Annotated in this window: 19 protein-coding genes; 16 read left to right on the forward strand and 3 right to left on the reverse strand. The window is 75.5% G+C overall.

Features of this window, described 5'->3' with window-relative positions; all coding sequences use genetic code 11:
• The first annotated feature begins 1 nt into the window (after position 1).
• From ACFY0X_RS13335 to htpX, 11 genes are all read left to right on the forward strand, one after another.
• On the forward strand, positions 2-418 hold the full coding sequence (locus ACFY0X_RS13335; protein ID WP_387753087.1) for an NADH-quinone oxidoreductase subunit A: 417 nt from the start codon (positions 2-4) through the stop codon (positions 416-418).
• The gene (locus ACFY0X_RS13340) at positions 409-1,059 is read left to right on the forward strand and encodes an NADH-quinone oxidoreductase subunit B (protein WP_387753090.1); all 651 of its coding nucleotides are present in this window, start codon (positions 409-411) and stop codon (positions 1,057-1,059) included. Before ACFY0X_RS13335 ends, ACFY0X_RS13340 begins: the two co-directional genes overlap by 10 nt.
• Positions 1,056-2,138, forward strand: a complete 1,083-nt coding sequence (locus ACFY0X_RS13345; protein ID WP_387753092.1) for an NADH-quinone oxidoreductase subunit C — start codon at positions 1,056-1,058, stop codon at positions 2,136-2,138. The genes ACFY0X_RS13340 and ACFY0X_RS13345 overlap by 4 nt, the downstream gene beginning before the upstream one ends.
• Positions 2,135-3,094 carry an NADH-quinone oxidoreductase subunit NuoH gene (nuoH, locus tag ACFY0X_RS13350; RefSeq protein ID WP_387753095.1) on the forward strand — a complete coding sequence of 320 codons (960 nt, stop codon included), beginning with the start codon at positions 2,135-2,137 and terminating at the stop codon, positions 3,092-3,094. Before ACFY0X_RS13345 ends, nuoH begins: the two co-directional genes overlap by 4 nt.
• Before the next feature lie 73 nt (positions 3,095-3,167).
• The gene (locus ACFY0X_RS13355) at positions 3,168-3,785 is read left to right on the forward strand and encodes a NuoI/complex I 23 kDa subunit family protein (protein WP_387753098.1); all 618 of its coding nucleotides are present in this window, start codon (positions 3,168-3,170) and stop codon (positions 3,783-3,785) included.
• Positions 3,782-4,528, forward strand: a complete 747-nt coding sequence (locus ACFY0X_RS13360) for an NADH-quinone oxidoreductase subunit J (RefSeq protein ID WP_387753101.1) — start codon at positions 3,782-3,784, stop codon at positions 4,526-4,528. The genes ACFY0X_RS13355 and ACFY0X_RS13360 overlap by 4 nt, the downstream gene beginning before the upstream one ends.
• Entirely contained in the window at positions 4,528-4,920 is a 393-nt protein-coding gene (gene nuoK, locus ACFY0X_RS13365) for an NADH-quinone oxidoreductase subunit NuoK (RefSeq protein WP_387753103.1), read from the forward strand. Before ACFY0X_RS13360 ends, nuoK begins: the two co-directional genes overlap by 1 nt.
• Complete coding sequence (locus ACFY0X_RS13370) at positions 4,917-6,977, forward strand: NADH-quinone oxidoreductase subunit L (protein ID WP_387753106.1); 2,061 nt, start codon at positions 4,917-4,919, stop codon at positions 6,975-6,977. Before nuoK ends, ACFY0X_RS13370 begins: the two co-directional genes overlap by 4 nt.
• 53 nt (positions 6,978-7,030) lie before the next feature.
• Entirely contained in the window at positions 7,031-8,587 is a 1,557-nt protein-coding gene (locus tag ACFY0X_RS13375; RefSeq protein ID WP_387753109.1) for a NuoM family protein, read from the forward strand.
• A 56-nt stretch (positions 8,588-8,643) separates the two neighbouring features.
• Positions 8,644-10,212, forward strand: coding sequence for an NADH-quinone oxidoreductase subunit N (locus ACFY0X_RS13380; RefSeq protein WP_387753111.1), 1,569 nt, complete (start codon positions 8,644-8,646; stop codon positions 10,210-10,212).
• A gap of 236 nt (positions 10,213-10,448) precedes the next feature.
• On the forward strand, positions 10,449-11,312 hold the full coding sequence (gene htpX / locus ACFY0X_RS13385; RefSeq protein WP_387753113.1) for a zinc metalloprotease HtpX: 864 nt from the start codon (positions 10,449-10,451) through the stop codon (positions 11,310-11,312).
• Positions 11,313-11,348: 36 nt separating this feature from the next.
• Here the strand turns inward: htpX and ACFY0X_RS13390 are convergent, their stop codons facing one another.
• A complete protein-coding gene (locus ACFY0X_RS13390; protein WP_387753116.1) occupies positions 11,349-12,803 on the reverse strand; it encodes a PLP-dependent aminotransferase family protein in 1,455 nt (484 codons plus the stop codon).
• Here ACFY0X_RS13390 and ACFY0X_RS13395 point away from each other — a divergent pair.
• The 3 genes from ACFY0X_RS13395 to ACFY0X_RS13405 all read left to right on the forward strand — a co-directional run bounded on the left by ACFY0X_RS13395 (position 12,802) and on the right by ACFY0X_RS13405 (position 15,357).
• The gene (locus ACFY0X_RS13395) at positions 12,802-13,710 is read left to right on the forward strand and encodes a DMT family transporter (protein WP_387753119.1); all 909 of its coding nucleotides are present in this window, start codon (positions 12,802-12,804) and stop codon (positions 13,708-13,710) included. The two genes, ACFY0X_RS13390 and ACFY0X_RS13395, sit on opposite strands and share 2 nt — an antisense overlap.
• A 261-nt stretch (positions 13,711-13,971) precedes the next feature.
• Positions 13,972-14,397: a BlaI/MecI/CopY family transcriptional regulator gene (locus ACFY0X_RS13400; protein WP_387753122.1), complete on the forward strand. Its 426-nt coding sequence runs from the start codon at positions 13,972-13,974 to the stop codon at positions 14,395-14,397.
• 3 nt (positions 14,398-14,400) lie between these two features.
• The gene (locus ACFY0X_RS13405; protein WP_387753125.1) at positions 14,401-15,357 is read left to right on the forward strand and encodes a M48 family metalloprotease; all 957 of its coding nucleotides are present in this window, start codon (positions 14,401-14,403) and stop codon (positions 15,355-15,357) included.
• Positions 15,358-15,427: 70 nt separating this feature from the next.
• Here the strand turns inward: ACFY0X_RS13405 and ACFY0X_RS13410 are convergent, their stop codons facing one another.
• Positions 15,428-16,117 carry an NAD(P)H-dependent oxidoreductase gene (locus tag ACFY0X_RS13410; protein ID WP_387753128.1) on the reverse strand — a complete coding sequence of 230 codons (690 nt, stop codon included), beginning with the start codon at positions 16,115-16,117 and terminating at the stop codon, positions 15,428-15,430.
• A 74-nt stretch (positions 16,118-16,191) separates the two neighbouring features.
• On the opposite strand from ACFY0X_RS13410, the gene ACFY0X_RS13415 reads away from it, so the two are divergent.
• Positions 16,192-17,181, forward strand: coding sequence for a sigma-70 family RNA polymerase sigma factor (locus ACFY0X_RS13415; RefSeq protein WP_387753131.1), 990 nt, complete (start codon positions 16,192-16,194; stop codon positions 17,179-17,181).
• A gap of 73 nt (positions 17,182-17,254) precedes the next feature.
• On the opposite strand, the gene ACFY0X_RS13420 is transcribed toward ACFY0X_RS13415, so the two are convergent.
• Positions 17,255-18,259 (reverse strand): NADP-dependent oxidoreductase, encoded by a 1,005-nt coding sequence (locus ACFY0X_RS13420; RefSeq protein WP_387753134.1) that lies wholly within the window; start codon positions 18,257-18,259, stop codon positions 17,255-17,257.
• A gap of 140 nt (positions 18,260-18,399) precedes the next feature.
• Here ACFY0X_RS13420 and ACFY0X_RS13425 point away from each other — a divergent pair, with 140 nt between their 5' ends.
• A complete protein-coding gene (locus ACFY0X_RS13425; protein WP_387753137.1) occupies positions 18,400-19,389 on the forward strand; it encodes a LysR family transcriptional regulator in 990 nt (329 codons plus the stop codon).
• Positions 19,390-19,391 lie beyond the last annotated feature (2 nt).

The following is a 19,391-nucleotide window of genomic DNA, read 5'->3' on the forward strand; positions in this document are numbered from 1 at the left end:
CATGGAGGGGAAGCACGCGGCGGTGGCCGCGGCCGACCCGGCGGTCGGCAGCGGCTACTTCGACGCGTACGCCGCGATGGGCCTGCTGGCCGTCGTCGGGGTGCTCTTCGTCGCCGTGGCGTTCACCGCCAACCGGCTGCTGCGGCCCGTGGTGTACTCGCCCGAGAAACTCCTCGCCTACGAGTGCGGGGTGGACCCGGTGGGCGAGGACTGGGCGCACACCCAGATCCGCTACTACGTGTACGCCTTCCTGTACGTGATCTTCGCGGTCGACGCGATCTACCTGTTCCCCTGGGCGACCGTCTTCGCCTCCGCCGGGTACGGCGCCGGAACGCTGATCGAGATGTTCCTGTTCATCGGCTTCCTCGCGGTCGGGTTGCTCTACGCCTGGAAGAAGGGCGTTCTGGAATGGACGTGACGCACTCCCACTCGCACGACGGTGCTCAGGGCGGCCCCGTCCCGCTCGGCCTGCCGGACCCGGCGCGCCCCGGCGCCGTCGAGCGCCGCGGCATCGGCCCGCTGGCCCGGCTCGCGCCGGACCCGGTCAAGGTGGTGCTCAACTGGGGCCGCCGCTACAGCCTCTGGTGCTTCAACTTCGGCCTGGCCTGCTGCGCGATCGAGTTCATCGCCGCGTCCATGGCCAAGCACGACTTCATCCGGATGGGTGTGATCCCGTTCGCCCCCGGACCCCGTCAGGCTGATCTGATGATCGTCTCCGGGACGGTCACCGACAAGATGGCGCCCGCCGTGAAGCGCCTCTACGAGCAGATGCCCGAGCCGAAGTACGTCATCTCCTTCGGCGCCTGCTCCAACTCGGGCGGCCCGTACTGGGACTCGTACTCGGTCACCAAGGGCGTGGACCAGATCATCCCGGTGGACGTCTACGTGCCCGGCTGCCCGCCGCGGCCGGAGGCGCTGCTCCAGGGCATCCTCAAGCTCCAGGAGAAGATCGCCGCCGAGTCCCTGCCGGACCGCTACACCGCGCCCGCGGCTGCCCTGCGCCGCCCGCTGGTGGCCGGGCCGTCGAACGGCGCCCGGACCGAGGGAGGGGCCTCGTGACGTCCGCCGAGCAGTACGCGGCGTCGGTCGGGGAGTGGGCGACCGGCGCCGAGGCATACGGGCTGATCACCGTCGACGTCCCGGCCGAGCACTGGACCGAGGCGCTCACCAACGCCCGGGACGTCCTGGGCCTGGGCTTCTTCGACTGGCTGAGCGCCGTCGACGAACTCGCCGAGGGCTTCTCCGTGGTCGCCCACCTGGCCGCCGTCGAGGCGCCGGGCGTGCGGCACCTCGCGCTGCGCACCCGGGTGCCGCGCGACGGGGCCGCGCTGCCGACCGCCGTCCCGGTGTACGCGGGGGCCGCCTGGCACGAGCGCGAGACCCACGAGATGTTCGGCATCGACTTCCCCGGGCACCCCTACCTGGCCACCCTGCTGCTGCCGGACGGCTTCGAGGGGCACCCGCTGCGCAAGGAGTTCGTGCTCGCGGCCCGGGTCGCCAAGGACTGGCCGGGCGCCAAGGAGCCGGGCGAGTCCGACCACGGCGGCGGGCCGGCCCGGCGCAAGATGCAGCCGGCCGGTGTGCCGGACCCGAACGAGTGGGGGCCGCTCAAGGGCACCCTGCCGCCGGTCGCCGAGCGGCCCGCGCGCGGTGCGCGGGCGGCGGGTGCGGCGGCGCGGACGCCCCGGGCGGCAGCGGCCGCCGGTGCGGCTGCCGCCGGCGAGGGCGGTGCCCCGGTGCGGGCGGACCGGCCGCGGCGGACCCGGTCGGTGTCGGAGGGATCGGCGAGCCAGGCGGGTGCCGAGGCGCCCGCCGCTCCGGCCGCTCCCGCGGCCGAGGGTGCCCCGCCGGTGCGGGCGGACCGGCCGCGGCGGACCCGGTCAGTGTCCGAGGGCTCGGCCAGCCAGACGGCTGACCAGACGGCCGGCCAGGCGGCCGGAGAGCCGCCGGCCGAGCCCGCGGCCCCCGTACGGCCCCGGCCCGCCGACGCGCCCCGCTCCTCCGACGCGCCCTGGCACAACCCGGTGCCCGCCCACGACGAGGAGCCGTCGGACGGCCGCCCGGGCGAGCCGAAGCCGGGCGAGCAGAAGGACGAGACCCCGGCCGGACCGGCCGACCAGGACGGAGAGGGCGCGTGAACCTGCTCGACACGGTGCTGCGCTGCGTCGCCACCCTCGTCGTCTTCCTGGTCTTCCCGCTGGTCATCGGCCAGACCGAGCACAAGGTCATGGCGCACATGCAGGGCCGGCTCGGCCCGATGTACGCGGGCGGCTTCCACGGCTGGGCGCAGCTCGTCGCGGACGGCGTGAAGTTCGCGCAGAAGGAGGACATCGTCCCGGCCGGGGCGGACCGCCGGATCTTCCAGCTGGCGCCCGCCGTCTCGCTGCTGCCGTACCTCTTCGTGCTGCTGGCGATCCCGGTCGGGCCGAACGGCTTCGTCGGCCAGGCGGTCGACGCCGGCCTGTTCTTCGTGCTGGCCGTGATGGGCGTCGGCGTGATCGGCAAGCTGATGGCCGGCTGGGCCTCCGCGAACAAGTTCTCGCTGCTCGGCGGCCTGCGCACGGCCGCGCAGCTGATGTCGTACGAGCTGCCGATGGTGCTGGCGGCGGCCTCGGTGGCGATGGCCGCCGGCACCCTGTCGCTGCCCGGGATCGTGGACGCCTGGGAGTGGTACTGGCTGCCCTGGCAGATCATCGGCGCGTTCGTCTTCTTCACGGCCGGTCTGGCGGAGCTCCAGCGCCCGCCCTTCGACATGCCGATCGCCGACTCGGAGATCATCTTCGGCGCGTACACCGAGTACACCGGTCTGCGGTTCGCCCTGTTCCTGCTGTCCGAGTACGTGGGCATCCTGGTGGTGTCCGCGCTGACCGCGGTGCTCTTCCTGGGCGGCTGGCACGGACCGCTGCCGGACCAGCTCGGCTGGCTCTGGATGATCCTCAAGACCTTCGCGCTGGCCTTCGCGGTCATCTGGCTGCGGGTCACCTACCCGCGGCTGCGCGAGGACCAGCTGATGCGCTTCGCGTGGACGGTGCTGATCCCGCTCGCGCTGGTCCAGCTGGCCCTCACCGGCATCATCAAGGTGGCGATCTCATGAGCGGGCGAAGCGAGCGGATCATCGTCAGGCGGGTACGGGCGAACGCCCCCGCCGAGCACAGCGAGGTGGGCGCATGAGTTTCCCCGGTGCCGGCCTGGCCAAGGGCCTGGCGGTGACGCTGCGGACGATGACGAGGAAGAGCGTCACCGCGCAGTACCCCGACGTGCAGCCGGTGCTGCCGCCGCGTTCGCGCGGCGTCATCGCGCTGCTGGAGGAGAACTGCACGGTGTGCATGCTCTGCGCGCGCGAGTGCCCGGACTGGTGCATCTACATCGACTCCCACAAGGAGACGCTGCCGGCCGCCGAGCCGAACGCCCGGGCCCGCACCCGCAACGTGCTGGACCGGTTCGCCATCGACTTCTCGCTCTGCATGTACTGCGGGATCTGCATCGAGGTCTGCCCCTTCGACGCGCTGTTCTGGTCGCCGGAGTTCGAGTACGCGGAGACCGACATCCACGAGCTGACCCACGAGCGGGAGAAGCTCCGCGAGTGGATGTGGACCGTCCCGGCGCCGCCGGCGCTGGACCCGGCGGCCGAGGAGCCCAAGGAGATCGCCACCGCGCGCAAGGCGGCGGACAAGCTGGTGGCCGCCGCGGCGGCCGCTGCCGAGGCCGCTGCCGCTGAGACTGCCGCCGCTGAGACCGCCGCTGCCGAGGCCGCTGCCGTCGAGGAGAAGGGCGACGACGCATGAGTTCCGCAGCCACGCTCCTCGCGGCGACCGGTTCGTTGGAGCCGGCCGCCCGTTCGTTCCTCTCCCCGACCGGGCAGGAGATCGTCTTCCTGCTGGTCGGCATCGCCGTGCTCGGCTCGGCCGTGGTCTCCGTGACCACCCGGCAGCTGGTGCACGCGGCGCTCTGGCTGGTGGTCGCGCTCGGCGGGCTGGCGGTGGAGTTCCTGCTGCTCACGGCCGAGTTCATCGCCTGGGTGCAGGTGCTGATCTACCTCGGCTCGGTGGTCGTCCTGGTGCTGTTCGGGCTGATGCTCACCAAGGCGCCGATCGGGCGCTCGCCGGACGCCGACTCCAAGAACCGCTGGGTGGCCCTGGTCGTGGCGCTGGCCTCGGCCGGGACGCTGGTCACGCTGGTGGTCGACGCCTTCCGGACCTCCTGGATCGACCTCGGGCAGGGCGGCGGCTCGGCCGCCGTCACCGGGGCCAGCCTGTTCCGGCACTGGGTGCTGCCCTTCGAGGCGCTGTCGGTGCTGCTGCTGGCGGCGCTGGTCGGCGCGATCGTGCTGTCGCGCGGCTCCAAGCGGCGGGTGCCGGCGCCCCGGGCGGGCAGGCTGCGCGCCGGGCGGCCGGTCGGCTCCAACGGGACGGTCGCCGCGTCCGCGCCCAAGCCGTCCACGCCTGCGCCCGAGCCGTCCGCGCCCGCGTCGTCCACGACCGCGTCCGAGCCGACCGCGCCGTCCACGCCCGTGACGGAGGAGAGCTGATGCACCTCGCCTACCCCGCCGTCCTCGCCGCGCTGCTGTTCAGCGTCGGCGTGTACGGCGTGCTCGCCCGGCGCAACGCCGTCCTGGTGCTGATGTCCGTCGAGCTGATGCTCAACGCCGTCAACCTCAACCTGGTCGCCTTCGACGCCTGGCTGCGGGACTCGCTGCACGCCGGGCAGGCGCTCACCCTGTTCACCATCACCGTCGCCGCCGCCGAGATCGGCCTGGGGCTCGCCATCGTCCTGCTGCTGTTCCGGGCCCGGGGCACCGCGGACATCGACCGGGCCACCGCGCTCGGCGACCCGGCCGAGGCGCTCGCCGTGGAGGAGCCGCCGGTCGACGCCGAGGCACCGGCCGGAGCCGGGGCACTGAAGGGCCGGGCCACCGCATGAACCTCGCCCTGCCCGTACTCGTCCCGACGCTGCCCGCGCTCGGCGCCGCCGCGACCCTGGCCGTCGGCAGGAAGGCGCCCGGGCTGGCCCGACCGCTGGCGATCGTCCCGGTGGCCGTCTCGGCGGTGCTCGCCCTGGTGGTCGCCCTCCAGCTGGGCACCGGCCAGACCCTGGACGCCGCCACCCGGCTCACCCCGACCGGCGGACCGGACATCGCGCTCGCCCTCCACCTGGACGGCTTCAGCTCGCTGATCTCGGTGCTGGTCGGCCTGGTCGCCACCTGCGTCCAGGTCTACTCGACGGCGTACCTCAAGGAGGACCCGCGCTACCCCTCGTACGCGGCGCTGGTCTCGCTGTTCACCGCGGCGATGTTCCTGGTGGTCTACTCGGGCGACCTGATCGTGCTGCTGGTCGGCTGGGAGGTGATGGGCCTGTGCTCGTACTTCCTGATCGGCCACCACTGGGAGACCGCGGACGCCCGTTCGGCCTCGCTGAAGGCCTTCCTGGTCACCAAGCTCGGTGACGTGCCGTTCCTGTTCGGGATCTTCCTGCTCGGCGCGGACGCCGGCAGCTTCCGCGTCCCGGACGTGCTGGCGGCCGCGACCGACGGCCGGCTCGGGCACCCGACGCTGACCGCGCTGCTGCTGCTCGCCGGCGTGGCCGGCAAGAGCGCGCAGTTCCCGCTGCACACCTGGCTCCCGGACGCGATGGCCGGCCCGACCCCGGTCTCCGCGCTGATCCACGCCGCCACCATGGTCGCGGCCGGCATCTACCTGGTCGCCCGGCTGCTGCCGGTGTTCCTGCTGTCGGGCGCGGCGCTGGTCGTGCTCGCGGTGATGGCCGCCGTGACGATGATCGGCTCGGCGCTCTGCGCGCTCGCCCAGGACGACCTCAAGCGGGTGCTCGCCTACTCCACCGTCGGCCAGCTCGGCTACATGGCCGGAGCGCTGGCGAGCGGGGACCGCGAGGCCTCGGTCTTCCACCTGGTCAGCCACGGCGCGTTCAAGGCGCTGCTGTTCCTGGCCGCCGGTGTGGTGATCCACGCCGCCCACACCAACTCGATCTCCGCGATGTCCCGCATCCCGGGGCTGCGCCGGCGGGTGCCGGACGCCTACTGGACGATGGGCATCGCCCTGGTCGCCCTGGTCGGGCTGCCGCCGTTCGCCGGCTTCTTCAGCAAGGAGGCGGTGCTGACCGCCGCCGAGCACGCCGCCAACGGCGAGGCGCTGACCAACGGCCTCGGCCCGGCCTCGGCGGTGCCGCAGGCGGCCGGGTGGATCGTGCTGATCTCCGCCGGGCTGACCGCGCTGCTCACCGCCGCGTACGCGACCCGGCTCTTCCTGCTGGCCTTCCACAGCCCGGCCGGTGCCGCCGCGGCCGCACCCAAGGTGCTGCCCGCCGCCGACCGGGGCACCGTCGTGGCCGACCACGAGGCCGGGGCGCCGTACTCGCCCGAGCTCGACGAGGCCGACCCGACCGCCGCCGAGCCGCCCGCGATGCGCTGGCCGCTGTGGGTGCTGGCCGTGCCGACCATGGGCTTCGGCGTCGCCGGCCTGCGCTCGGACTGGCTGCCCGCGCTGCTGGACGGCGGCTCGCTGCGGCCCTCCGCGGTCACCGCCGTCACCGGGACCGGGCTCGCCGTGGTCGGCGTGCTCGCCGCGTACGGCGCCTGGCGCTCGGCGACCGCCCGGCTGGGCACCGGCCGTCCGGACCCGGCCGGCACGGGCCGGGTGCCCGGGCAGGCCGGGAGCCCGGCCGCCGAGGTGATCGTCGCCGACCCCGGGCGCACCCTGCTCGGCCCGCTGTTCGGCCCGGCCCGGCACGGCTTCGGCGTCGACCGGCTGTACCACGCGCTGTTCGTCCGCCCGGTGGCCGCCGCCGCCAAGCTGGTCCGCTTCCTCGACCGCGAGGTCGTCGAGACCTACGTGCGCGGCAGCGGAGCGGGCGCCAACCTGCTCGGCCGGGCCGTCCGGCTGGCGCAGACCGGAAACGCGCAGACGTACCTCAGCGCCCTGCTGGCCGTCGTCGTCCTGCTGGCCGTCCTGGTGGCGGTGTAGCCGGTGCTGCTGTCCTCCACCTCCGTCCCCTCGACCGCTGCTGGGAGCCCCCGATGAACGCAGTCCTCATCGCCCTCCTGGTGCTTCCGCTGCTCGGCGCCGCGCTCACCCTGGCGCCGGTGTTCGGGCCGGACCGGGCCGTGGCCGGCCGGCGGGCACTGCGGCTGAACACCGTCGTCACCGGTGCGGTGTTCCTGCTCGCCGTCGCCCTCGCGGCCGGCTTCGACCACGACGAGCCCGCCCGGATGCAGGCCACCACCGACGTGTCCTGGATCCCGGCCCTGGACGTGCGCCTCCACCTCGGGGTGGACGGCGTCTCGCTGCCGCTGGTCGTGCTGACCGCGCTGCTCACCTTCCTCTGCGCGCTGTACTCGGAGAAGCGGCTGCCGGACGGGGCGGACGTGCCCTCCGCGCAGGCCTTCGTCGGGCTGTTCCTCCTGCTCGAAGTCGGCATGCTCGCCACCTTCGCGGTGCTGGACCTCCTGCTCTTCTTCGTGGCCTTCGAGATCGTGCTGATCCCGATGTACTTCCTGATCGCCCGCTGGGGCAGCGGCGCCAAGGTGCCGGCCGCCAACCGGTTCATCCTCTACACGCTGCTCGGCTCGGCGGTGATGCTGCTCGGCTTCCTGCTGATCGGCGGCAAGGCCGGCACCTTCGACATGCAGGCCCTGGCCACCGCGCACGGCGGCGGCCTGAGCCACACCACCCAGGTGGTCGCCGCGCTGGCGATCCTGGTCGGGCTCGCGGTCAAGGCCCCCGCCTGGCCGCTGCACAGCTGGCTCCCCGACGCCCACACCGCCGCCCCGACGGTGGGCTCGGTGCTGCTCGCCGGCGTGCTGCTGAAGATGGGCACCTACGGCCTGGTCCGCGTCCTCCTCCCGGTCGTGCCGGACGGCGCCGCCACCCTGGCGCCCTACCTGGGCGCCTTCGCGGCCGTCGGCATCGTCTACGGCTCACTGGCCTGCCTGGCGCTGGCCCGCCCCGGCGCCAAGGGCGACCTCAAGCGCCTGATCGCCTACTCGTCCGTCGGCCACATGGGCTTCGTGCTGCTCGGCATCGCCTCCCTCACCCCGGTGGGCGTCAACGGCGCGCTGTTCGCCAACATCGCCCACGGTCTGATCACCGGTCTGCTGTTCTTCGTCGTCGGCGCGCTCAAGGACCGCTACGGCACGGCCGACCTCGACACCCTCTCCGGCGCCACCGGCGCCGCCCTGTACGGCCGGGCCCCGCGGCTCGGCGTGCTGCTCGCCTTCGCCGCCGTCGCCAGCCTCGGCCTGCCCGGCCTGGCCGGCTTCTGGGGCGAGCTGCTCGCCATGTTCGGCGCGTTCGACCCGGCCGACGGCCTGTCGCGCCCCGCGTTCGTCACCTACATGGTCCTGGCCGGCCTCGGCACCCTCCTCACCGCCGCGTACCTCCTGATCGTGGTCAGGCGCGTCTGCATGGGGGACCCCACGCAGCCCGCACCGGTGGCCGAGCTCACCGACCTGCGCCCGTACGAGGCCGTCAGCTGGACGCCGCTGGCCGCGCTCACCCTGCTCGCCGGCCTCTGGCCCGCGCTGCTGCTCGGCCTCTCCGACCCCGCCGTCAAGCACCTCCTCGGGGGTGGCTGACCGTGCTCGCAGCCCAGACCGCCGCACTCGGACCTCACTCCACGGGGCAGCACACTGTGACCTCCCTCGCCGTAGCCAACCCGGGCAGCCTGATCCAGTCCGTGGACTGGGTGGCGATCGCGCCCCCGCTGATCGCCGCCGTGGCCGCCCTCGTCGTGCTGCTCACGGACCTCTTCCTGCCCGAGCGGCACAGGAAGTGGCTCGGCCGCCTCACCGCGGCCGGACTCGCCCTCGCCCTCATCGCGCTCCTTCCCCTCACCGGTGGATCACCCCGAGCGACATTCTGTGCGCAGAACGTAGCAGGGGGGTCTGACACTCCATCCATCAGCGGCCCCGCCGCGGGCGGCTGCTCGTACGTCGCCGACCACTTCGCCCTGGTGTTCCAGCTGCTCGCCCTCGGCGGCGCGCTGATCGCGGCGCTGCTGTCGGCGCACACCGTGGAGAGCGAGAAGCTGCCGCGCGGCGAGTACTGGTTCCTGCTGCTCTCCAGCGCCACCGGCGCCGCCCTGCTGCCGGCCTCCCGCGACCTCGCCACCATGGTGATCGCCCTGGAGGTCGCCTCGCTGCCCGCCTTCGCCCTGGTCGCGCTGCGCCGGGACGGCCGGGGCGCGGAGGCCGCGTTCAAGTTCTTCGTCTCCTCGGTGACCGCGACCGCCGTGATGCTGCTCGGCGTCGGCTTCGTCTACGCGGCGAGCGGCAGCCTGCACCTCGACGCCGTCGCCCAGGGCCTGGAGCACGCCCCCGGCCGGCTCAGGCCGCTGGCCGAGGCGGGCGCGGTGCTGACCCTGGTCGGCTTCGCCTTCAAGGTCGCCGCCGTGCCGTTCCACTTCTGGGTGCCCGACACCTACACCGGCGCGCCGCTGCCGGTGGCCGGCTACCTCTCGGTGGTCGGCAAGGCGGCCGGCCTGTCCGGGCTCGCGCTCGCCACCACCGTCGCCTTCCGCCCGTACGCCCACACCTGGGGCCTGGTGCTCGCGGTGCTGGCCGCCGTCACCATGACCGTCGGCAACGTCGGCGCGCTGCGGCAGCGCTTCGACACCCGGTACAGCGCGGTGCGGCTGCTCGCCTGGTCCTCGGTCGGCCAGGCCGGGTACCTGCTGGTGCCGCTCGCCGCGGCCGGCTACGCGCCCGACGGCGTGGACCCGCTCGGCGCCACCGCCGCGTACGCGCTGATCTACGGCGTGGTGAACCTCGGCGCCTTCGGGGTGGTCGCCGCCGTCGGCCGCCGGGCCGGGACCAGCGTGGACGAGTTCCGCGGCCTGTTCGCCCGCAACCGCTGGACGGCGCTGGCGCTCGCCTTCTTCCTGCTCTGCCTGGCCGGGCTGCCGCCGGGCGTGGTCGGCCTGTTCGGCAAGGTCGTGGTGTTCCGCGCGGCGGTCGACGCCGGGCTCGGCTGGCTGGCCGTGGTGATGGCCGTCAACGTGGTCGTCGCCCTGTACTACTACCTGCTGTGGACGGCCCGGCTGTTCGCCCCGGCGGGCGAGGAGCCCCTCGGGGAGGCCGCCACCGGGCACCGCCTGCCGGCGAGCCTCACCGCGACGCTGGGGCTCACCGCCTCGGCGGCCGTGGTCCTCTCGGTGGCGCCGCAGCTGGTCCTCCAGGTCGCGGGCGGCTCGCTGTTCTGAGCCCGGGCACGCCGGGCCCGGGCCGGGGTGTGCCGTGGCCGGGGCGGGCTGGGCCGGGGGGTACCGGCCCGGCGGTTCCCCGTCGGTCCCGCTGCCGGTTCCCCGGCGGTTCCACGGCGGTGTCGCGTCGGTGTCGCGTCGGTCACAAGGGAACAAGGTCCCCGGCCCCACCCGTTGACCGGGCAAGAGGGACGAGGCAGAAAGGGCTTCCCCACCGCACCACTGGAGGGCCTGACGTGCACAGCCGGCACAACGGACTGAGGACCGCCGTCCTGCTCGGGGGCCTCTCGGCGCTGATCCTGGTGATCGGCGGACTCTTCGGACGCACCGGCTTCGTGATCGCCCTGCTGGTCGCCCTCGGAACCAACGCCTACGCCTACTGGAACAGCGACAGGATCGCGCTGCGGGCCATGCGGGCCCGGCCGGTCAGCGAGTTCGAGGCACCCGGGCTGTACCGGATCGTCCGCGAGCTCTCCACCTCGGCCCGCCAGCCGATGCCCCGCCTCTACATCTCCCCGACCCCGGCCCCCAACGCCTTCGCCACCGGCCGCAACCCGCGCAACGCGGCGGTCTGCTGCACCGAGGGCATCCTGCGGATCCTGGACGAGCGCGAGCTGCGGGGCGTGCTCGGGCACGAGCTGAGCCACGTCTACAACCGGGACATCCTGATCTCCTCGGTGGCCGGGGCGCTCGCCTCGGTGGTGATGTTCCTGGTGAACTTCGCCTGGCTGATCCCGTTCGGGCGCGACGAGGACGACGACGGCCCGGGGCTGTTCGGAATGCTCGCGATCATGATCCTCGGCCCGCTGGCGGCCGGGCTGATCCAGCTGGCGGTCAGCCGCTCCCGCGAGTACCAGGCCGACGCCGACGGCGCCCGGATCACCGGCGACCCGCTGGCCCTCGCCGGCGCCCTGCGGAAGCTCGACGCCGGCACCCGTCAGCTGCCCCTCCCGCCCGAGCCGCAGCTCCAGACGGCGAGCCACATGATGATCGCCAGCCCGTTCCGGCCCGGCGAGGCCGGTGCCAGGCTCTTCTCCACCCACCCGCCGATGGCCGAGCGCATCGCCCGCCTGGAGCGGATGGCCGGCGGCCGGGGCTAGGCGTCCGCACGGCCGGAGCCGGGCACCCCCAGGGCGTCAGCCCGCCTCCTCCTCGAACGCCAGGCGCAGGCGGTGGACGCCCTCGACGACTTGGGCGGCGCTCTCGGCCGCCGCGTAGCTGAGGCGCAGGTGGGGGGCCGGGGGCTCGGCGGGGTGGTAGGGGCGGCCTGGGGAGAGCTGGACGCCGGCGCGCAGGGCGGCCGCGGCGAGGGCGGTGTCGTCGACGCCGTCCGGGAGCCGCAGCCACAGGTGGTAGCCGCCGGGGCGGTGGGCGCCGAGGACGCCGGGCAGTTCGCGGTGCAGGGCGGCGACGGCGGCGGTGCGGCGGTCGCGCAGTTCGGCGCCGAGGGCACGCAGGTGCCGGGCCCAGGCGGGGTCGGCGACCAGTTCCAGGGTGGCCTCCTGGAGCGGCCGGGGCACGAAGAAGCTGTCCACCACCTGGGTGGCCCGCAGCCGGGCCAGCGCCGGGCCGCGCGCGGTGAGGGCGCCGACCCGCAGGTTGGGGGAGGCCGCCTTGGTCAGCGAGCGCAGGTGGACCACGACCCCGTCGCGGTCTTCGGCGGCGAGCGGGCGCGGCAGCGCGGGGGCGTCCGCGTGGACCAGCAGCCGGGCGAAGTCGTCCTCGACCACGAAGGCCCCGGCCGCCCGGGCGATCCGCAGCACCTCCGCCCGCCGCCCGGGCGACAGCACCGCGCCGGTGGGGTTCTGGAACAGCGGCTGGCAGACGAAGACCCGTGCCCGGGTGGCCTCGAAGGCGTCCGCCAGCAGGTCGGTGCGCACGCCGTCGGAGTCCACCGGGACGGGGACGGGCCGCAGCCCGGCCGCCCGGACGACCGCCAGGATGCCCGAGTACGTCGGCGACTCCACCAGCACCGGCGCGCCGGGCGCGGCGAGCGCCCGCATGGCGACGGTCAGCCCGCTCTGCCCGCCGGAGGTGACCAGGACGTCCCCGGCGCCGACGGGGCCGCCGTGGCCGCCGATGTCGCGGGCGAACCAGCCGCGCAGCTCGGTGAGGCCGTCGGTGGGCGGGCGGTTCCAGGCGCCCGGCCTCCGGCCGGCCCGGGCGAGGGCGGCGGCGAGCAGCCGCTCGGGCAGCAGCGAGGCGTGCGGGTAGCCGCTGTTGAGGTCGATGACGTCCGGCGGGGGCACCCGCAGGGTGGCGAACACCGGGGCGGCGAGCAGGTCGCGCGGGCCGGAGTCGGCGCTGAGCGCGATCTGCTGCCAGGAGAGGTCGCCGGTCCGGCCGGCCGGTGCGGCGGGGACGGCCGGGGCCGCGGCGAAGGCCGCCGCCCGGAACACCCCGGAGCCCGGCCGGGAGACCACCAGCCCCTCGGCCACGAGCACCGCGATGGCCCGGGAGACCGTCACCGGGCTGACCTGATGGCGCTCCACCAGCGCCCGGCTGGAGGGCAGCTTCCGTCCCTCCGGATAGCGCTCGACCTCCCGCCGCAGGGTGTCGGCGAGTTCGGCCACACTGCTACGCTCGTTCATGACGGCACAAGATAGCGCTACCCGCTCCCCGGCGGTAGCACCTCGAACGGCCCCCGCCTCCGGCACCGCCCTCGCGGCCCTCGGGGTGGCCTCCTTCTCGCTCAGCTTCCCCGCCACCGCGTGGTCCCTGACCGGCTTCGGCCCGTGGTCCGCGACCGGTCTGCGCGGCGCCCTGGCCGGCCTGCTGGCCGTGCTCTACCTGGCGGCCGTCCGCGCCCCGCTGCCGCGGCGCCGGCACTGGCCCGCACTGCTGGTGGTCTCCGGCGGCTGCGTCCTCGGCTTCCCGCTGCTGACCACGCTCGCCCTGCGCACCTCCTCGACCGCCCACTCGGCGGTCGTCATCGGCGTGCTGCCGCTGGCCACGGCGGCGGTCGCGGCGCTGCGCACCGGCCGCCGGCCGTCCGGGGCGTTCTGGGCGGCGGCGCTCGCCGGGGCCGCCGCCGTCCTCGCGTTCACCCTGGTGCAGAGCCACGGCCGGCCGACCACCGCAGACCTCTACCTGTTCGTGGCGCTGCTGCTCTGCGCCGCCGGGTACGCCGAGGGCGGGCGGCTCTCCCGGGAGCTGCCGGGCGCCCAGGTGATCGCCTGGGCGGTGGTGGCCGCGCTGCCCGCGACGCTGCTGACCACCGCGCTCGGGCTGGGCGCCGAGCCGGTCCGGCTCGGGGCGGAGGCGCTGGTCGGGCTGGCGTACACGGCGGCGGTCTCGCAGCTCGGCGGGTTCGTGCTCTGGTACCGGGGGATGGCCGGGATCGGGGTGCCGAGGGCCAGTCAGCTCCAGCTCGCGCAGCCGCTGCTGACCCTGGTCTGGTCGGTGCTGCTGCTCGGCGAGCGGCTGCCGGCGGCGGCGCCGGTCACCGCGGTGGTGGTGCTGGTCTGCATCGCCGTCACCCAGCGGGCCCGGACCTGACCCGCGGGCGCCGCGGCGGCGTGGCCGGGCACTGCCGGGCCACCGTCGATCCCGGCACCGTGGGCGCGGAGCGCGGGGTCGCACACGTGAGACAAGACCCAAGATCGTCCCCGGCACCGTGCGCGCGCGGAACGCGGTGCCGTGCGGACGCCCGCCGTACGCCCGGCGACCCGGCTCCGACCGGCCCGGGCGGCCCCTCGCTCGTTAGGATGATCCCGCGCCCGACGGTCCGGGCGCGGCATCCGGAGGGAGTGGGCCGCCATGGCAGACGAGAGGAACGCCCCGGCGGCCGGGGACGCGCCGGCCCGCCGCCGCGGTCAGGGCGAGCTGGAGGCCCAGGTGCTCGCGGTGCTCCAGCAGGCGCCCGGCCCGGCCGCCGCGGGATGGGTCCAGGAACGCCTGGAGGGTGACCTGGCGTACACCACGGTGATGACCATCCTGTCCCGGCTGCACGCCAAGAACGCCGTGACCCGGACCCGCTCCGGCCGTTCCTACCTGTGGCAGGCCTCCTCGGACGCCGCCGGGCTGGCCGCGCTGCGGATGCGCCGGATGCTCGACGGCGAGGCGGACCGGGACGCCGTCCTGGCCAGCTTCGTCACCGCGCTGCTGCCGCACGACGAGGAACTGCTCCGGACGCTGCTGGACGCCGCGTCCGCCGATCCGGCGGCGACCGACCGTGAGAGCTGAGCCGTGGGCGTCTTCGTCTTCCTCCCGCTCGTCCTGCCGCTCACCGCGGTCCCGATCGCGCGGCTGACCGAGCAGCACCTGCACCCGCGCGGGGCGGCCCGGCTGATGACCGTGATCAGCGCGGTGCTGGCGCTGTGCAGCGTGCTCTGCCTCGGGCTGATCGGCGTGGTGGGCACCGCACAGATCCCCGGCAACCCGCTGCCGGACAGCTGGTCCGACCCGGAGGTGCGGGCCGCGCTGCCGTACCACGAGACGGTCGGCACCGTGGTGATGTGGCTGCTGGCCCTGGTGGGCTTCGCCTGCGCCCGGACGGTCGTCCGGCACCTGCGGGTGCGGACCCGGGCCCGCCGGGCGCTGAGCGGGCTGCCCGCCGGGCCGGGGGAGTCCGGCGACCTCGCGGTGCTGCCGGACCGCAGCCCGTACGCCTACGCCCTGCCCGGCTCGCCCGGCCGGGTGGTGGTCTCCACCGGGATGCTGGCCGGGTTGGCCGCCGACGAGCGCGAGGCGCTGCTCGCCCACGAGCGGGCGCACCTGCGCCACCGGCACCACCGGTACCTGCTGGCCACCCAGCTCGCCGCCTGCGTCAACCCGTTCCTGCGGCCGCTGCAGCACGCGGTGGCGTACAGCGCGGAGCGGTGGGCGGACGAGGACTCGGCGCAGGCCGTCGGGGACCGCCGGATCACCGCGCGGGCGGTGGCCCGGGCGGCGCTGGTCTCGCACGCCGCCCCTGTCCCCGGCTTCGCGGCCTTCGCCTCCCCGGCCGCGGCGGCCGGGCCGGTGCCGCGCCGGGTCGCCGCACTGCTCGGCCCGGTGCCGACCTCCCGCAACTGGCCGCCGGCCAAGACCCCGGCGGGCCTGGCGGCGATGGTCGCGGCGATCGGTACGGCGGCGTCGGCGCTGTGCGCGCTCAACGCCGCCGTGGCCCTGCTGGTGGTGCTCAAGGCCGTCACCCCGCTGTAGGGCCTGTCGCCCCGTGGGCGGGGCGGGCTCGGAGCGCCGTGCCGGGCTCGGAGCGGTGGGCCGGGCGGGCTCAGAGCGCCGCGGCCAGGTCGTCGAGGGCGGCCCCGGCCGCCGCCAGCGACTCGACGGCGAGCGGCTGGAGGGCGTTCAGCGCCGGGACGTCCGCGGCCCTGGTGAGTTCCGCGGTGACCACGTGCAGGTGCTCCGCCGCGATCCCGATCCGGTCGAAGTACGCCCGCAGGTACGGGACCTGGAAGTCGCAGTGGGCGCGCGGGGTGTCCGGCGCGTAGCCGCCGCCGCGGACCGCGACGACCACCACGCGGGTCTCGCGCAGCAGCGGCTCGCCGCTCTCCGGGTCGTGGTGGACGCCGGGGAGGGTGACCCGGTCGATCCACGCCTTGAGGCCGGTCGAGACGGTGTAGTTGTACATCGGGCTGCCGATCAGCAGGACGTCGGCGGCCCGCAGTTCCTCGATCAACGGGCGGCTGAGCGCCCACTCGCGCGCTTCGTCCGGCCCCTCGGCGAGGCGGCCGATGTCGTCCAGCGGGAGTGTCCCCCTACGCTCGGTGCGGCGGCCGAGGGCGTCGAAGGGGGCGCCCACCGCGGGCACCGGGTCGGCGGCGAGGTCGCGGTGCCGGTGCCGGGCGGCGGCGCCGTGCCGGGCGCGCCAGGCGTCGGCGAAGCGGGCGGTCAGGGCGCGGCTGACCGAGCCGGACGGGCTGATGCTGGAGTCCAGGTGGAGCAGCGTGGCGGAGGTCATGGGGGTCTCCTGGTCACCTCGGAGGGGGACGGATCGTCATAGCGGTGACGAGCCCCGCCGAGGAAAGGTGACCGATGGACCGCGACGCGATGCCGGGAACGGCGGCCGGAGCACCGGGGGCCGGAGCACCGGCGGCTGGAGCACCGGAGGCTGGAGCGCCGGCGGCCCCGGGACGGGACGCCGGGGCGACGGGCGAGCGGTTCGAGGCCGAGCGCGGCCGGCTGCGGGCGATCGCCCAGCGGATGCTCGGTTCGACCGGCGAGGCCGAGGACGCCGTGCAGGAGGCCTGGCTGCGGCTGGTCCGCACCGATCCGGCGGAGATCGGCAACCTGCCCGGCTGGCTGACCACGGTGGTCTCCCGGATCTGCCTGGACCTGCTGCGGGCCCGCGCGGCGCGTCGCGAGGAGCCGACCGACGAGGCGCTGCCGGACCCGGCGGGCGGCGGCCCGGAGCCGGAGCGGGAGGCGCTGCTGATCGAGTCGGTGGGCCGGGCGCTGCTCGTGGTGCTGGACCGGCTGGGCCCGGCCGAGCGGGTCGCCTTCGTGCTGCACGACGGCTTCGCGGTGCCCTTCGAGCAGATCGCGCCGATCGTCGGGCGGACCCCGGTGGCCGCCAAGAAGCTGGCCAGCCGGGCCCGGCAGCGGGTCCGCGGGACGGCCGCGCTGCCCCCGGAGCCGCTGGCCGGGCACCGGCGGGTGGTGGAGGCCTTCCTGGCCGCCGCCCGGGGCGGGGACCTGGCCGACCTGCTGGCCGTGCTGGCCCCGGACGTGGTGCGCCGGGCCGATCCGGCGGCGCTGGGGCCCGGCCTCGCGCCGGTGGCCCGGGGCGCGCGGGCCGTCGCCCGGGAGACCACGGTCTTCGGCCGCCGGGCCCGCTACGGCGCGGTGGCCCTGGTGGACGGGCTTCCCGGCATCCTGATCGCCCCGGACGGGCGGCTGCGGCTGGTGCTGAGGATGGCGGTCGCGGACGGCCGGGTGGCCGGTTACGAGGTGGTGGCGGACCCGGCCCGGCTCGCCGCGCTCGACCTGGCCGTCCTGCCTGTCCTGCCCGTCCTGGCGGGGTGAGCACGGCGAGCCGTGCGGGCGCGCGGTGTGGGGCTTGCGGTCGGGCGGGCGCGCGCGGTGGGGCCGGGGCCGGTCAGTCGGCGATCCGGACCAGCATCTTGCCCGTGTTGGCGCCGCGCAGCATGCCGAGGAAGGCGTCCACCACCCGGTCGAAGCCGTCCACGACGGTCTCGTCCGGCACGACGGCGCCCGAGCGCAGGTGCGGGACCAGGAAGTCGTACAGCTCCGGCCGGGCGTCGAGGTGGTTGCGGACCAGGAAGCCCTCCAGCCGCAGGCTCTTGCCGACCACGTCGTACAGGTTGCGCGGGGCGGCCGGTGGGTCGCCGAGCCGGTCGTACTGGGCGACCGCGCCGCACCAGGCGATCCGGCCGTGCTCGCGCAGGGCGCCGATCGCCGCCTCCAGGTGGTCGCCGCCGACGTTGTCCAGGTAGGCGTGCAGCCCCTCGGGGGCGGCCTCGCGCAGGCGGTCCGCGATCGGGCCGTCGTGGTAGTCGAAGGCGGCGTCGAAGCCGAGCCGCTCGGTGAGGCGGGCGGCCTTGGCGGCGGAGCCGGTGCTGCCGACGATCCGTCCGGCACCGAGCAGGCGGGCGAGCTGCCCGGCGGCGGTGCCGACGCCGCCGGCGGCCGCCGAGACGAAGAGCGTCTCGCCGGGCTGGAGCCGGGCGATCCTGGTCAGGGCGACCCAGGCGGACAGGCCGGTGCCGCCGAGCACCGACAGGTGGGCGCTGAGCGGGACACCGGCGAAGTCGGGCAGCAGGCTCGCACCTTCGGTGGTGACCACCGAGTGGGTGCGCCAGGCCCGGCGGTGCTGGACCAGCGCGCCGACCGGCAGGGCGTCGGCCCGGGACTCCACCACCCGGCCGAGGGTGCGGCCCTCCAGCGGGGCGTGCAGCGCCCAGCCGCCCTCGTCCATCTCCTCGCGCATGTACGGGTCGACGGACTGGTAGAGGTTCTCGACCAGGACCTCGCCCGTCGCGAGGGCCGGGACGGTCTCCTCGACGAAGGCGAAGTTCGCGGCGGTCGGCGTGCCGTCGGGGCGGGAGACCAGGTGGACGGCGCGGGCGGTGGGACGGGACATCGGGTGCTGCTCCAGGTGGGCGGTGGCCGGCGGGACGTGATCACCGTAGGAAGCGAGGGAGCGGCCGGGCAGGGGTGCCGGTCGATGGAACGGCGGCATCCATGAGCGGAGTCGATGGATCGCGGGTTAGATTCGGGCGCATGATCGCTCCTGCCCCGCGTCCCGGCCCGGCTTCCGCCGCGCCTCCCGGCCCGGACTCCGGCCGGCACCTCGCCCCGCACGAGCTGCGGATCCTGATCGCGGTCGAGGAGGAGCAGAGCTTCACGGCGGCCGCCGCACGCCTGGGCACCACCCAGTCCGCCGTCTCGCACGCCGTGCGCGCCTGCGAGCGGAAGCTCGGCACGGTGCTCTTCGACCGCGGGCGCCACGGCGCACGCCCCACCGAGGGCGGCGCGCGGGCGGTGGCGTACGCCCGTCGGATCCTGCGGCTGCTGGACGCGATGGGCCCCGAGGTGCGCGGCGCGGGGGCCGCGGACGGGCCGCTGACCGGCACGCTGCGGATCGCCGCCTTCCGCAGCGCCGCCGCCCAGTTGCTCCCGCCCGTCCTGGCCCGGCTCGCCGAGCGCCACCCCGGGCTCGGCACCCGGGTCCGGATCGTCCGGGAGATCGGCCGCGGCACCGCCGGGGAGGTCGCCGACGGGCGCGCCGACCTCGGGCTGGCGACGCTCGACGCGGGCGGTCCGCCGCCCGTACCGGGCCTGGTCGCCGTGCCGCTGTACGAGGAGTCGTACGCGCTGGCGCACCCGCAGGGCCACCCGGCGCCGCGCGGACTCCCGCTGGTCGACTGGGACGAGAACTGCGGCTCGTACACCCGGGACTGGTGGCAGCGGCAGGACTGGATCCCGCCCGCGACCGTGGACGTGGAGGACGACACGGTGGCGCTCTCGCTGGTCGCCCAGGGCCTCGGCATGGCGATCATGCCCCGGACGGCGCTGCTCGGCGCCCCGGCGGGCCTCGCCGTCACCGACCTCGGGCCGCAGCCGCCCAGTCGTTCCGTCGGGTACGTCACCACGCCCGAGCTGGCCGGGACGGCCGCCGTCCGGGCGCTGATCCGCGAACTGCGCGAACTGCCGCTCCCGGCCGGGCTCTCGGCGGCCCGGCCTTCGACCGGTCAGGCCCCAGCGGCCTGACC

The sequence above is a fragment of the Kitasatospora sp. NPDC001547 genome (assembly GCF_042894165.1).
In the GTDB taxonomy this organism is placed as follows: Bacteria; Actinomycetota; Actinomycetes; order Streptomycetales; family Streptomycetaceae; genus Kitasatospora.

What these genes read in the sequence shown, in the direction of transcription:
- ACFY0X_RS13410 (WP_387753128.1), bottom strand. Translation starts at nt 16,117, where the DNA reads ATGACCTCCGCCACGCTGCTCCACCTGGACTCCAGCATCAGCCCGTCC.
- ACFY0X_RS13400 (WP_387753122.1), top strand. Translation starts at nt 13,972, where the DNA reads ATGGCAGACGAGAGGAACGCCCCGGCGGCCGGGGACGCGCCGGCCCGC.
- nuoK (WP_387753103.1), top strand. Translation starts at nt 4,528, where the DNA reads ATGCACCTCGCCTACCCCGCCGTCCTCGCCGCGCTGCTGTTCAGCGTC.
- ACFY0X_RS13340 (WP_387753090.1), top strand. Translation starts at nt 409, where the DNA reads ATGGACGTGACGCACTCCCACTCGCACGACGGTGCTCAGGGCGGCCCC.
- ACFY0X_RS13420 (WP_387753134.1), bottom strand. Translation starts at nt 18,259, where the DNA reads ATGTCCCGTCCCACCGCCCGCGCCGTCCACCTGGTCTCCCGCCCCGAC.
- ACFY0X_RS13335 (WP_387753087.1), top strand. Translation starts at nt 2, where the DNA reads ATGGAGGGGAAGCACGCGGCGGTGGCCGCGGCCGACCCGGCGGTCGGC.
- ACFY0X_RS13415 (WP_387753131.1), top strand. Translation starts at nt 16,192, where the DNA reads ATGGACCGCGACGCGATGCCGGGAACGGCGGCCGGAGCACCGGGGGCC.
- ACFY0X_RS13395 (WP_387753119.1), top strand. Translation starts at nt 12,802, where the DNA reads ATGACGGCACAAGATAGCGCTACCCGCTCCCCGGCGGTAGCACCTCGA.
- ACFY0X_RS13390 (WP_387753116.1), bottom strand. Translation starts at nt 12,803, where the DNA reads ATGAACGAGCGTAGCAGTGTGGCCGAACTCGCCGACACCCTGCGGCGG.
- ACFY0X_RS13355 (WP_387753098.1), top strand. Translation starts at nt 3,168, where the DNA reads ATGAGTTTCCCCGGTGCCGGCCTGGCCAAGGGCCTGGCGGTGACGCTG.
- ACFY0X_RS13360 (WP_387753101.1), top strand. Translation starts at nt 3,782, where the DNA reads ATGAGTTCCGCAGCCACGCTCCTCGCGGCGACCGGTTCGTTGGAGCCG.
- ACFY0X_RS13375 (WP_387753109.1), top strand. Translation starts at nt 7,031, where the DNA reads ATGAACGCAGTCCTCATCGCCCTCCTGGTGCTTCCGCTGCTCGGCGCC.
- ACFY0X_RS13425 (WP_387753137.1), top strand. Translation starts at nt 18,400, where the DNA reads ATGATCGCTCCTGCCCCGCGTCCCGGCCCGGCTTCCGCCGCGCCTCCC.
- ACFY0X_RS13370 (WP_387753106.1), top strand. Translation starts at nt 4,917, where the DNA reads ATGAACCTCGCCCTGCCCGTACTCGTCCCGACGCTGCCCGCGCTCGGC.